The 12,228-nt window shown below is 64.5% G+C and carries 15 protein-coding genes and 1 pseudogene; 8 read left to right on the forward strand and 8 right to left on the reverse strand.

Annotated features, from left to right (window positions below):
* Nucleotides 1-117 (reverse strand): annotated as a pseudogene (locus tag F0A17_RS20300) (S-(hydroxymethyl)glutathione dehydrogenase); the annotation flags it as partial.
* 219 nt (nt 118-336) lie between these two features.
* A complete protein-coding gene (pqqA, locus tag F0A17_RS20305) occupies nt 337-408 on the reverse strand; it encodes a pyrroloquinoline quinone precursor peptide PqqA (protein ID WP_140162547.1) in 72 nt (23 codons plus the stop codon).
* A 326-nt stretch (nt 409-734) separates the two neighbouring features.
* Here pqqA and F0A17_RS20310 point away from each other — a divergent pair, with 326 nt between their 5' ends.
* From F0A17_RS20310 to F0A17_RS20345, 8 genes are all read left to right on the forward strand, one after another.
* Nucleotides 735-2,558 carry a methanol/ethanol family PQQ-dependent dehydrogenase gene (locus F0A17_RS20310; RefSeq protein ID WP_149330194.1) on the forward strand — a complete coding sequence of 608 codons (1,824 nt, stop codon included), beginning with the start codon at nt 735-737 and terminating at the stop codon, nt 2,556-2,558.
* A 114-nt stretch (nt 2,559-2,672) separates the two neighbouring features.
* Nucleotides 2,673-3,215 carry a c-type cytochrome gene (locus F0A17_RS20315; RefSeq protein WP_149330195.1) on the forward strand — a complete coding sequence of 181 codons (543 nt, stop codon included), beginning with the start codon at nt 2,673-2,675 and terminating at the stop codon, nt 3,213-3,215.
* A gap of 42 nt (nt 3,216-3,257) precedes the next feature.
* Entirely contained in the window at nt 3,258-4,103 is an 846-nt protein-coding gene (locus F0A17_RS20320; RefSeq protein WP_149330196.1) for a substrate-binding domain-containing protein, read from the forward strand.
* A complete protein-coding gene (locus tag F0A17_RS20325; RefSeq protein ID WP_149330197.1) occupies nt 4,100-4,747 on the forward strand; it encodes a hypothetical protein in 648 nt (215 codons plus the stop codon). Before F0A17_RS20320 ends, F0A17_RS20325 begins: the two co-directional genes overlap by 4 nt.
* 61 nt (nt 4,748-4,808) lie before the next feature.
* Nucleotides 4,809-6,020, forward strand: a complete 1,212-nt coding sequence (locus F0A17_RS20330) for an ABC transporter substrate-binding protein (RefSeq protein ID WP_149330198.1) — start codon at nt 4,809-4,811, stop codon at nt 6,018-6,020.
* Nucleotides 6,008-7,015 carry a PQQ-dependent catabolism-associated beta-propeller protein gene (locus F0A17_RS20335; protein WP_149330199.1) on the forward strand — a complete coding sequence of 336 codons (1,008 nt, stop codon included), beginning with the start codon at nt 6,008-6,010 and terminating at the stop codon, nt 7,013-7,015. The genes F0A17_RS20330 and F0A17_RS20335 overlap by 13 nt, the downstream gene beginning before the upstream one ends.
* Nucleotides 7,012-7,776 (forward strand): ABC transporter ATP-binding protein, encoded by a 765-nt coding sequence (locus tag F0A17_RS20340; protein ID WP_228716983.1) that lies wholly within the window; start codon nt 7,012-7,014, stop codon nt 7,774-7,776. Before F0A17_RS20335 ends, F0A17_RS20340 begins: the two co-directional genes overlap by 4 nt.
* Nucleotides 7,773-8,573 carry an ABC transporter permease gene (locus F0A17_RS20345; protein WP_149330200.1) on the forward strand — a complete coding sequence of 267 codons (801 nt, stop codon included), beginning with the start codon at nt 7,773-7,775 and terminating at the stop codon, nt 8,571-8,573. Before F0A17_RS20340 ends, F0A17_RS20345 begins: the two co-directional genes overlap by 4 nt.
* Before the next feature lie 40 nt (nt 8,574-8,613).
* Here F0A17_RS20345 and F0A17_RS20350 read toward each other — a convergent pair whose 3' ends face one another.
* The 6 genes from F0A17_RS20350 to F0A17_RS20375 form a co-directional block, all read right to left on the reverse strand.
* Nucleotides 8,614-9,021 carry a c-type cytochrome gene (locus tag F0A17_RS20350; protein ID WP_149330201.1) on the reverse strand — a complete coding sequence of 136 codons (408 nt, stop codon included), beginning with the start codon at nt 9,019-9,021 and terminating at the stop codon, nt 8,614-8,616.
* Nucleotides 9,022-9,028: 7 nt separating this feature from the next.
* Nucleotides 9,029-9,388, reverse strand: a complete 360-nt coding sequence (locus tag F0A17_RS20355) for a hypothetical protein (RefSeq protein ID WP_149330202.1) — start codon at nt 9,386-9,388, stop codon at nt 9,029-9,031.
* A 240-nt stretch (nt 9,389-9,628) separates the two neighbouring features.
* A complete protein-coding gene (locus tag F0A17_RS20360; protein WP_422671217.1) occupies nt 9,629-10,003 on the reverse strand; it encodes a hypothetical protein in 375 nt (124 codons plus the stop codon).
* A 79-nt stretch (nt 10,004-10,082) separates the two neighbouring features.
* Nucleotides 10,083-10,394 carry an AzlD family protein gene (locus tag F0A17_RS20365; RefSeq protein WP_149330204.1) on the reverse strand — a complete coding sequence of 104 codons (312 nt, stop codon included), beginning with the start codon at nt 10,392-10,394 and terminating at the stop codon, nt 10,083-10,085.
* Nucleotides 10,391-11,113 carry an AzlC family ABC transporter permease gene (locus F0A17_RS20370; RefSeq protein ID WP_149330205.1) on the reverse strand — a complete coding sequence of 241 codons (723 nt, stop codon included), beginning with the start codon at nt 11,111-11,113 and terminating at the stop codon, nt 10,391-10,393. Before F0A17_RS20370 ends, F0A17_RS20365 begins: the two co-directional genes overlap by 4 nt.
* Nucleotides 11,110-12,105: an LLM class flavin-dependent oxidoreductase gene (locus F0A17_RS20375; protein WP_149330206.1), complete on the reverse strand. Its 996-nt coding sequence runs from the start codon at nt 12,103-12,105 to the stop codon at nt 11,110-11,112. The genes F0A17_RS20370 and F0A17_RS20375 overlap by 4 nt, the downstream gene beginning before the upstream one ends.
* Nucleotides 12,106-12,228: the final 123 nt, after the last annotated feature.

Genomic DNA, 12,228 nt, shown 5'->3' on the forward strand with positions numbered 1-12,228 from the left:
GACGCTGGTGGCCTGGATCTGCACCAGTACCTCGCCCGCCTTGGGCGGCTCGACGTCGATCTCGGTGAGCTCGAGCGGCTTGCCCGCTTCCCAGGCAACGGCGGCGCGCGATTTCATGGCGAACTCCCTTGTTGTTGTCGTGACGGTCGTGGTAGCGACCGGATTGGGCGACGCTGATTCAGTCTAGGTGAGTGCAAGCAAAACGATTGTGACGTGACAACACAACAGAGTTGCTTATCGGCAACATTAGCGCGAATAAAAACAGGCTGACGCTCCATACAGAGCATCAGCCTGTCGAGTCGTGCGTCTTGTCTGAAAAGTCCTTGCCTGACGAGTTCAGCGGTTGGAAATGTACAGGGTCACTTCGAAGCCCAGGCGTAGATCCGTATAGGTTGGCTTGGTCCACATAGTCATTCCTCCACGTGGTGGATTGCGGCGTGCCTTCTCAGTTAAGCAGCTAACGGCATTCGTTCCTTTCGACTTAAGTCTAAGATATCCCGTTCGGCGTGAGTAGGATGCGCTGAACCCGCGTATGACGCGGCTTGGAAACGGATCGGAAACATTATTGCCACGAGGCAAAAGTCATTTGACTCGGAGCGGAGGGCTAAATTTCCTCTCTCCAGCCTGCCGATGCCCAAAGTTGTGCTAGACCTTTTGTGTCAATAGCTGAAACACAACTACACAAGATGTGCCGATTCCCCAGGCACACCTTCAGTGAGACGGAGAAAAACGCCATGCTTCGGGAGATCGGGTATGCCCTCACGGCCACAGGGCTAATGGCCGCATCGGTAGCTTACGCCAACCAGAACCAGCTCGAACTCCAGCAGAACCCCGACTTCTGGGCCACTCAGCTGGGCAATTATCAAGGCAATCGCTTCAGTGAACTGGATCAGATCAATCGCGACAACGTGGGTGAGCTGCGATCGGTCTGGCAGTTCTCCACCGGCGTGCTGCGCGGACATGAGGGCGGTCCCCTCTACGTTGGCGACGGGCGCCTTTACATACACACTCCCTTTCCCAACAAGGTTTTCGCGCTCGATCTCGAGGATGAGGGGCGCGTGGTCTGGAGCTACGAGCCGGACCAGGATTCGCGCGTCATTCCGGTGATGTGCTGTGACACGGTCAATCGCGGGCTGGCCTATGCCGACGGCCGCCTCTTCCTGGGCCAGGCCGACAATACTCTGATCGCCCTGGACGCTGAGTCGGGCGAACTGTTGTGGGAGGCCAGCAACGGCGACCATACCGTCGGCGAATCCAATACCATGTCGCCGCTGGTGGTGCACGACAAGGTCCTGATCGGCATCAGCGGCGGCGAGTACGGTATTCGCGGCCACATGACTGCCTACGATGTCGAAACCGGCGAGCAGGTGTGGCGGGGTTATTCCACCGGTCCCGACGACGAAGTGCTGATCGACCCCGAGACCACCACGATGCTGGGCGAGCCGATCGGCGAGGCCGACCTCGGCGTCTCCACTTGGCCCGAGGGCGAGTGGGAGCGGGGCGGCGGCGCCCCTTGGGGGTGGATCACCTACGACCCTGAACTCGACCTGGTCTACTACGGCACGGGCAACCCCGGTACCTGGAACCCCGAGCAGCGCACCAAGGATGGCGAACCGGCTGACAATAAGTGGGCCATCACCGTCTTTGCTCGCGATCCCAACGACGGGTCGGTCAAGTGGGTCTACCAGAAGGTGCCCTTCGACGAGTGGGACTACGACGGGGTCAACGAGAACCAGTTGATCGACATCGAATACGAGGGCGAACAGCGCAAGGGCCTGGCGATCATCGACCGTACCGGCTTCGGTTTCTTGCTCGATCGCGAAACCGGCGAGCTGCTGGTCGCTGAAAAGTTCGCTCCCGAAACCAACTGGGCCGACGACTACGACATGGAGACCGGCCGGCCCAACGTCAGCGAGGAATACAGCACCTACCGCCAGGGCGTCGATGTCAACACGACCGACATCTGCCCCACCGCGATGGGCGCCAAGAACATGCAGCCGTCCGCCTACTCGCCGCGTACTGGGCTGATCTATGCGGGTATCAATCGGATCTGCATGAACTACGAGCCCTTCGAAACCGAATACGTGGCCGGCCAACCCTACGTCGGCGCCACGCTGACCATGATGCCGGCGCCAACGCAGGAGGGCGATATGGAAGGGCGCATGGGCAGCTTCATCGCCTGGGATCCGGTGGCTGGCGAGACCGTGTGGAAAGTCGACGAGCGCTTCGCGGTATGGAGCGGGGCGTTGGCCACTGCCGGCGATCTGGCCTTCTACGGCACTCTCGAAGGCCACGTGAAGGCGGTCGACATCGAAACCGGTGAAGAGCTATGGCGCTTCAAGACCCCCTCCGGCGTCATCGGCAACGTCAATACCTTCATGCACGAGGGCAAGCAGTACCTGGGCGTGCTCTCCGGCGTTGGCGGCTGGGCCGGCATCGGCTTGGCGGCCGGCCTGGAAAACCCCGAGGACGGGCTGGGCGCGGTGAGCGCATTCTCCGCGCTGGGGGACTACACCAAGCTCGGGGGCGTACTGACGGTATTCGCCCTGCCGGATTGAGGTCGGTTCATGATCGGGCGGGTACGGCGATGCCGTGCCCGCCACGCCCCGTCTTCCCGGCGACGTCAGTCTCGACGCGCCTGAAGCTCCTGAAGTTGTAGAAGGAAGTCCTGCATGACGGTATTCGCACGTGCTTGTCGCTGTACCCTCCCTGTATGCGTTGTTTCCCTGCTGATGCTGGGGTTGCCTCTGGCCGGCCTGGCCGATCGCATCACCGGCGAGGCGCCCGGTGCCTTCATCGTCGAGGACGGCAAGGTGGATCCCAATACCTACCAAGGCTATATCGCCTATACCCGGTCCTGTATGGCCTGTCATGGTCCGGATGGCTTGGGCTCCTCCTTCGCCCCTAACCTGATCCGCGTCGTCGAGCGCCGCGGCTGGGAGAACTTCGCCGGTACCATCGCCTCCGGGCGCGAGGTGCAGCCTGGCCAGGTGATGCCCTCCTTCGCCGACGATCCCTATGTCATGGGCAATATCCCAAACATTTTCAGCTACTTGCGCGCGCGCGGCGAGGGTGATCTGGGGCGCGGTCGTCCCAAGATCATCGAGTCGATGCAAGAGCCGGACGAGGCGGATAATGAGGAGGCCGCCGACGTGGGGGACGATGCCACAGAGGAAGCGGATGCCGCAGAAGCGGAGACACCCAGCACAGAATAGGCGACGATCGTTCGCCAGAGCGTTTCCCGAAGCGGAGGATGCATGAGAGCAGGCTATCGTATCGCATCATGGGCGATCGCCCTGGCCGTAGGGCTGGGAGGGATGGCCGCTGCGTCTGCCAACCCTCCCGAACGTCAGGAGCGCGAGGCCTTGCGGGTCTGTGCCGATGGGAACAATCTGCCCTTCAGCAACCAGGCCGGCGAAGGATTCGAGAACCGCATCGCTGAGCTCATGGCCGAGGACCTGGGCGTGCCGCTGACCTACGTCTGGTCGCCCCAGGTGATGGGCTTCGTGCGCAATACCCTGGAGCTACGGGTCTGCGACGTGATGATCGGCGCCGTCGCCGGCTACGGATTCGTCCAGAACACCAACGCCTACTACCGTTCGGTTTACGCCCTGGTGGTGCCCGAGGACTCGGAACTCGAGGTGGCGGGCCTTGGCGATCCGTCCTTGGCCGGGCGTCGCATCGGCGTGGTGGCGGAGACGCCGCCGCTGGTGCCGCTGCGGCGCATGGGGGCGCGCGTCGAGGGCTACCCGCTAATGGTCGACACTCGAATGCGAGCGCCGGTGCGCGACGCCATCGAGGATGTCGCCACGGGAAAAACGGACGGCGCCGTGCTATGGGGGCCGCTGGCTGGTTACTACGCATCCCGTCAGGACCCGCCGCTCAAGGTCGTTCCCTTGGTCGACGACGACACCGGGACACCGCTCGACTATCGCATCACCATGGGCATTCGCCATGGCGAGGTTCACTGGAAGGACTGGATCAACGCGTTCATCGAGCGGCATCAGGAGGAGATCGACGCCATCCTCGCCGAATACCATGTGCCGCTGCTCGACCGCCATGGCCGGCTATTCGACCCTCAGGGCGAGGGAGGTGGGTCATGAACCGCTCCGGTAGCCTGGCGCTGCGCCCCTTGGTACTGGGGCTTGCCATCGGCCTGGCTCTGGCCGGCGCGGAGCGGGGCGAAGCTCAGCGCGCGGCCGCGGGGCCGCCTGATTGGCCATGCGTCCAGCGCCTGATTCCCGAAATGGCCTGGGGCTCGCTGTGGACCGGGCCACCGCTGGACGAGCTGGAACAGGCCTGGTGGGAGGACGAGGAAATCGGACGGGTAGTGCGCTTTGCTACCTCGCGCTCGACCTCCGAGGAGCAAGCGCTTGAGCGGGTGCGTGATTTCATCGACTCGGTGGAAGAGGAGGAAGCCGAGCGGCGCCTGACCCTGCTCTTCGCCGGCTTGTTCGAACTCACCAACCGCGAGCGTCGACACGCCATCGAGGGGATCCGCCAAGCCGCACGCGCTCAGATGGCCCGTCTCGACACCATCTCGTCGATGGTCGATGAGCTCGAGGCGCGTCGTGCCGAGGAGACGGCGGACGAGCGGGAGATCGAGCGGCTCTCCGAGTCTCTCTTCTGGGAGCAGCGCACTTTCCAGCATCGTCAGCAGGCGTTGCCGGCGATGTGCGATCAGCCCTACCTGCTCGAGGAGCGGCTGGCGCGAATGGTCAGGGAGATCATGACGCGCATGCCCTGAACCAAGAAGATCAGGAACGACAACGACAATGGCGGCAGCGCAGGTTGCCTGAGGAGCACGCATGAAAACTCTACCGAGTTCCCTTCGCTGGGTGGCGATGGGGGGGCTAGCCATCGGCCTGGGCTGGTCGACGCTGTTGCCGGCCGATACCGTCGAGACCCTGACCGTCGGTTATATCGGCATGCAGCGTGATGATAATGTCGAGCCGCTCTCGGTGCTCGATCCGGTACTGGACGATGAGGGGCTCCAAGGGGCACGCCTGGGAATCAACGATAACAATGCCACGGCGCAGTTCCTGGGCCAGGAGTTCATGCTGCACGAGGTCGAAGTCGCGCAGGGCGGCGACGTCGGCGAGGCACTGCAGGCGCTGGTCGACGAGGGGGTCGACTGGATCGTCAGCGGTTTGCCCGCCGAGGCGCTGCTCGACGTGATGGCGCATCCCGCACGCGGCGACCGGGTGGTCTTCAACGCCCAGGCGCCCGATGACGAGCTGCGTGGGGAGGCGTGTCATCCCGACCTCTACCACACCACGCCGAGCCGGCGCATGCTGTCCGATGCCCTGGCCCAGTTCCTTGCTTTCAAGCAGTGGGATCGCTGGGCGCTGGTCTATGGCAATACCGAGGAGGATCGCATCCTGGCCGATGTGCTGCGCACCGCGGCCGAGCGCTACGGCCATCGCATCGTGGGTGACAAGCAGTGGCCCCACGACCCCATGGCGCGCCGCGCCGAAGGCGGCTTTCATGCCATCCAACGCGAAATACCGGTGTTCGTGCAAGACCTTCCCGAACACGACGTGCTGGTGATTGCCGACGAGACCGACTACTTCGGCGAGTACTTCCCCTATCAGACCTGGGCGCCGCGCCCCGTGGTGGGTACCCAAGGGCTGGTCGCCGCACCCTGGCATCGTGCCCATGAATCATGGGGGGCGGTGCAACTGCAGCGGCGCTTCGAGGACCTCGCCGAGCGCTGGATGACGCCGCGCGACTTTGGTGCCTGGCTGGCAGTACGTTCGCTGGGCGAGGCGGCGGCGCGCACCGGTTCCGTCGAACGCGATGCGATACTCGACTACCTGCTCAGCGAGGAGTTCGAGCTCGCCGGTTACCTGGGCTTGCCGGTCAGCTACCGTACCTGGAACCACCAGCTGCGCCAACCCATTCTGGTGACGGGGCCGCGCATGGTGGCTTCGGTGTCGCCGCAAGAGGGCTACCTGCATCCACGCACGCCACTCGATTCGCTGGGTGCCGACGAGGGGGAATCGACATGCCGTTTCTGAGTCAAGGGGATAGGAAACCCACCACCAAGCATTTCACCCTCGGGCTGGTGCTGGGAGGGCTGTTGTGGCTGCCGCTGACCGCCCAGGCCGAGCGTATCTTCATTTCCAATGAGAAGGACAACACTGTTTCGGTCATCGACGGCACGAGCCTCGAGGTGATCGAAACCATCCGGGTAGGGCGCCGCCCCCGTGCAATGGCCTTCAGCAGCGACGGCAGCGAACTGTTCGTGGCCGTGGGAGACGACGAGGCGATCGACATGATCGACCTGGAGACATTGCAGGTGGTGCGCAGCCAGTCCTCGGGCGAAGACCCGGAAGTCATCCGTGTCGATCCCAACCGGCCCTACATCTATGTCTCCAATGAGGACGACAACATCGTGTCGGTGCTCGACTACGAGGCGCGTACCCTGGTGACCGAGATCCCGGTGGGCGTCGAGCCCGAGGGGCTTGGGATCAGCCCCGATGGCCGCTGGCTGATCGCAACGACCGAAACTTCCAACATGGCCCATATCATCGATGCCGAGGCCATGGAGGCGGTGCATCACCGCCTGGTGGGCGCCCGCCCGCGACATGCGGAATTCTCCCACGATGGCAGCGAGGCCTGGGTCTCGTCGGAGATCGCCGGCATGGTAACGATCCTCGACATGGAGGAAACCTTCGACGTCAAGCACGTCATCCGGTTCGACGTGCCGGGCGTGCCACGCGAAACCGTGCAGGCGGTCGGTGTCGCCCTGACCTCCGACGGGCGCTACGCCTTTGTTGCATTGGGACCTTCCAATCGGGTGGCGGTGATCGACCAGCAGACCTATGAGGTGCTCGACTACCTCCTGGTCGGGCAGCGGGTCTGGCACCTGGCGCTCAATGCCGACGAGAGCCGGCTCTATACCACCAACGGGGTCAGCGGGGACGTGACCGTGATCGACGTCGAGGGCCTGAGGGCGATCAAGTCGATTCCGGTGGGGCGCTTTCCCTGGGGCGTCATCGTCGAGCCGTGAACGAGGTGGCCGAGGAACGCAGCGAAGCGAGGCCTGCTCTCGAGGTCGCCGACCTGAGCTTCGCCTACGACAGGAAACCGGTGCTCGAGGCGCTCACCCTGGCCATTGCGGAGGGAGAGTTCGTCGTCCTGCTCGGGCCCAATGGCGCCGGCAAGACCACCCTGTTCTCACTGATTACGCGACTCCACGACTCCCGCCATGGTGAGGTTCGCATCGGAGGCTTCGATGTGCGCCGCCAGGCGGTGCAGGCGCACGCCCGCATCGGCGTGGTGTTTCAACAGCCGACCCTCGACCCCGACCTCAGCGTGGCGCAGAACCTTGACTATCACGGCGCCTTGCACGGGATGAGCCGCCGCGAGGCGAGTTCGCGCGCCGAAGCGCAGCTCGCCCGGATCGGGCTCGCCGAGCAGCGCCGAACGCGGGTGCGTCGCCTTTCCGGTGGCCAGCGGCGGCGGGTGGAGATCGCCCGGGGGCTGATGCATGCTCCGCGCCTGCTGCTGCTCGATGAGCCCACCGTGGGACTCGACATCGCGTCGCGCCGCGACCTGGTCGAGCACGCCCACCAGCTGTGTGCCGAGGAGGGCGTGGCGGTGCTGTGGGCGACCCACCTGATCGACGAAGTGCGCCCCGGCGACCGGGTGCTGGTGCTGTATCGCGGACGGTTGCTGGCCGATGGCCCGGCTGAAACGCTCAGCGAGCGCCTTGGCGTCGACACCCTGGGCGAAGCCTACGATCGGCTGGTGGGGGAGGAGAACGCATGAGGCCGACGCCCTGGCTGCACTGTCTACGCGGCGTGGTGGGGCGCGAACTGCTTCGCTTTCTCCATCAGCGCAGCCGCTTTCTGGCTGCGCTGGTGAGGCCGTTGGTGTGGCTTTTCGTGTTCGCCACGGGGTTTCGCATGGCGCTGGGCGTGGCGATGACCGAGCCCTATCAGACCTACATTCTCTATGAAGTCTACATCGTGCCGGGACTGGTTGGCATGATCCAGCTGTTCAACGGCATGCAGAGTTCGTTGTCGATGGTCTACGATCGCGAGATGGGCAGCATGCGGGTCCTGCTGGTGAGCCCCTTCCCGCGTTGGTACCTGCTGATCTGCAAGCTGTTGGCGAGCACTCTGGTCTCGATGGTACAGGTCTACGTGTTCCTGGCCATTGCCTGGGCCTACGGCATCCAGGCGCCTGCGCTGGGCTATCTCTTTCTGCTGCCGGCGCTGCTGGTGACCGGTTTCATGGTCGGTGCCCTGGGCCTGTTGCTCTCCTCCCTGATTCGTCAGCTGGAGAATTTTGCCGGAGTGATGAACTTCGTGATCTTCCCGATGTTCTTCCTCTCCTCGGCGCTCTACCCCCTGTGGCGCATCCGCGAGGGCAGCTACCTGGTTTACCAGATCGCCGCGCTCAATCCCTTCACGCATGCCGTTGAGATGATCCGCTTCGCTCTCTACGAGCGCTTCAACATGGAGGCGGTGCTCATCAGCGTGTCGGTGGCAGCAATACTGCTGGCGCTGGCCATTCTGGGGTACAACCCGTCACGGGGCATGATGGCCCGCAAGGGCGGCTGAAGCGGTGCGATCCTCTGCCGCCGGAGTTGCACCGCCCTGCTCAGCGCTCGCCACTTTCGCTCACGAGGTAATCGATGATGCGTCCGCGTGTCCGCTCGTCGAGCCCCCACAGCACCATGCGCGTTCCGGGTAGGAAGTCGTCGGGGCCGGCAAGGAAGGCGTCGAGGGTGTCCCGGTTCCAAACCAGATCGGCCTCGCGCAGCACCGACGAGTAGTCGAAGTCCGTCAGGCTGCCCGCAGGACGGCCCACCACTCCGTGCAGGCTGGGGCCCGCCAAGTGCACGCCCGGCTCGATGCTATGGCAACCGACGCACTGAGCGCGGAACAGGCGCTCGCCTTGAGCGCGTTCGGTGTCGGTGCCCGCATGGGCGAATGTAGCGCCCAGCAACGCCAACCACAGGCCGGCGGCGAGGCAGGAGACAGCGGAGCGAACAGAGGCGCCTGGCATGGGCGCCTCAGAAGCAGCGCAGGTTGGCGTCGGCCTGGGCCTGATGCAGGGCGTCTATCTGATCCTGCATGCCGCGCTCGGTGCGGAACAGCACACCGAGCTCGCCGCGCTGATCCTGCATGCCCAGCACCGTCTCGACTTGCTCGTAGGTCTTGTAGGGCAGATGCTCGGCAATCACGTCGATGCTGCACGAACATTTCTGCATGGTCAGGTAGCTGTTACCGTTGGCCGCCATGCAGCCGAGCACGTAATCGACGCGTGCCTCGGTGGGGTAGTCGTTAGCCTGGGCGGTCCAGGACAGGGAGAGAAGCAGCGTGCCGAAGACGCAGAGGCGCATGCGCCTGGGCGTCATCCGAAGTCGAAGCATTATTGTTGTCTCCGGAGCGTGAGTGTCCTGTTTCAAGTTATGGCAATCGAGCCGTTTTTGCCACCGTGAGCGTTAGCTTATCGTCCCGATGGCGAAAGCCTATTGGCCGTCGCCGAAGCGAAACGGTAATGTGCCTAGGTCGGCTTAGGCCGACTGTCTGCATCCCCTGCATGACAGGCTTTCGACCCGCCTCCTGGCGGGTCTTTTTGCTTTTCTTTTTGCTTTTCTTTTTTCTTTTGCTTACCTGCCGCGCTCGTCGTCCCTGACCTGGTAATCGCCCTCGAGCAGCTCATGCTCGGAGTGCCTTCGGCCGTCTCGGTAGACCGTCTCCTCGCGATAGTAATAGCCGCTGCCGGCGTCCCGGGCCTGCTCGGCGCGCATCTGCTCAAGGCGCTTTTTCATGCGGTGGCGTACGAACGGCAGCATCGCCCAGCCGATCAGCAGGAAGAACAGGCCGAGCAGCGTACCGACGATCAGCAGCAGTCCGAATAGCAGCCAGGTGAAGATCAGCTTCAGCCCGCCGAGAGGACCGCCCGGGGTCTGACGGGTGCGGGCACGCCATTGCTGGGCCGCTTGCCAGGCGGCGTTGCGGCGCGGATCGTTGGGGTCGAGCATGGGCATCTCCGGTAATGATGCCGCGAAGCGGCATGCGGAATGGCTGTCCCTTTGAGGCTATGGGGCAGGGATCGTTCCCCTATGCGACCAGCCGCCACAGGGCAGCGGTGAAAATGCCGGCGGCAATGGCGGGCAGCGGCTTTTGCAGCGTCAGCATCGCAGCGAGGGTGGCGAGCAGCGCCAGCCGGGCGCCCCAGTCGCCCTGCACGGCCATGGGCGTGATCACCGCCACCAGCACCGAGCCCGCCATGGCGTTGATGAAACGCTCCACCCGGGGACCGATGGGGAGGCGCGACATCACGAACACGCCTCCGGCCCGGGTCAGGTAGGTAACCAGCGCCATGATCATGATGGCGATGGCGGCTCCCGCCGCTGTTGAAGGCAGGCTCACGCGGTTGCCTCCCGCTCCTCGCGAGCTGGAAACAACAGGCCGGCCACTCCCCCGGCCAGCGCGCCAACGATCACATGGGAATGCATCGGCAACCAAGTCATCGCCGCCAGGGCGGCCAGTGCGGCGGCCGTCCACGGCAGCAGCATGGAAAGATCGCGGCGACCGCCCACCAGCATGGCCAGCAGGAAACAGCCCATGATCACATCGAGGCCGAAGCGCTGCGGCTCCTCGATGCCGCTGCCGAAGATGACGCCCAGCAGCGTGCCCAGCACCCAGGTCAGCCACAGAGCGATACCGCCGCCGACCAGCATGCCGACATTGGTCTCACCGTTCTGGCGATCGGCGGCGGCCATGGCCCAGTTGGAGTCACTCATCAGCACCAGGCTGCCATAGCGTTGGGTCGGCGGCAGGTGCGCCAGCCAGGGCTGGATGGCCGCTCCCATCAGCAGATGGCGGGCGTTGATGGCGAAAGTGGTGGCGATCAGCGGCAGTAGCGGAATCTCGTCGCCCCATAGCTCGAGGGCGGCGAACTGGGAGGCGCCCGCGAATACCAGCGCACTCATCATCAGCGCTTCCAGGCCGGAGAGGCCGCGTGACAGGGCGGCCACGCCAAAGGCCAGGCCGAACACCACCACGAACAGCGACAGCGGCGCCATGCGGCGAATGCCAGTGAGAACACCGGCCAGGTCCATGTGGGCGCCAGGTGTCTCCGAGCTCATGACCGCCACACCTCGGCCACGATTTCATAACTCCTCAGCCGGTCCGCGCTGGCATAGGCGTCAGTGTTGAGCATCAGCTCGTCGGCGCCGGTCGCTTCGAGAAAGCGCTCGAGTCCTGCGCGTACGGTGTCGGGGCCTCCGATTACCGCGGCCCCCAGGAACTGCTCCACCTGGATCCGCTCCATCGGCGTCCAGTCGAGCGTCTCCACCGGCGGTAGCGAACGGGTACGTCGCCCACGCACCATGCCGAGGAATTTCTGCCGCGTGGTCGAGGCGAGGAATTGAGCCTGTTCGTCGGTCTCGGCGGCGATCACCGGCAGGCCGACCATGGCGTAGGGACGATCGAGCACCGCGGAGGGGCGGAAGTTGTCGCGATAAAGCCGCAGCGCCTCGTGCAGGTAGCCGGGAGCGAACTGGGCAGCGAAAGCGAACGGCAAACCCTCGCGGGCGGCGAGCTGAGCGCTGTAGCCGCTGGAGCCGAGCAGCCAGATCGGTACCCGGGTACCCTGACCGGGCACCGCGCGGACGCGCTGACCGGGCCGCTCTTCGTCGAGGAAGCCCTGTAGCTCGGCGAGCTGATCGGGGAAATCGTCGACACCGGCGTAAGGGTCGCGGCGCAGCGCGGCCATGGTGGCGGCGTCGGAGCCGGGCGCCCGGCCGAGCCCCAGGTCGATGCGGCCCGGATACAGCGTTTCCAGGGTGCCGAACTGCTCGGCGATCACCAGGGGGGGATGATTGGGCAGCATGATGCCGCCGCTGCCGATGCGCATGCGTGAGGTGGCGCCGGCGATGTGGCCGATCAGCACGGCAGTGGCGGCACTGGCGATGCCGTCGAGGCTGTGATGCTCGGCCAGCCAGTAACGGGAGAAGCCCAGGCGTTCGGTCAACTGGGCCAGCGCCACGCTCTCGGCGAAGCTGTCGGCGATGGTGCCGCCCTGACGGATCGGCGCCAGGTCGAGCACGGAGAGGGGAGTCCGGGGGAGTCGGGGCATGGAAATTTGGCCCTTGTCGAATATGTTTAGCCTGCTGGGTTTCCCCAGAATCGTCCGGGAAGCGATTCGATGCAATGGTTTGTGACTTCGACCGCCAATCGCGGTAGAGGATCGTGTGCCCTC

It is taken from the genome of Billgrantia pellis (assembly GCF_008297955.1).
GTDB lineage: Bacteria > Pseudomonadota > Gammaproteobacteria > Pseudomonadales > Halomonadaceae > Halomonas > Halomonas pellis.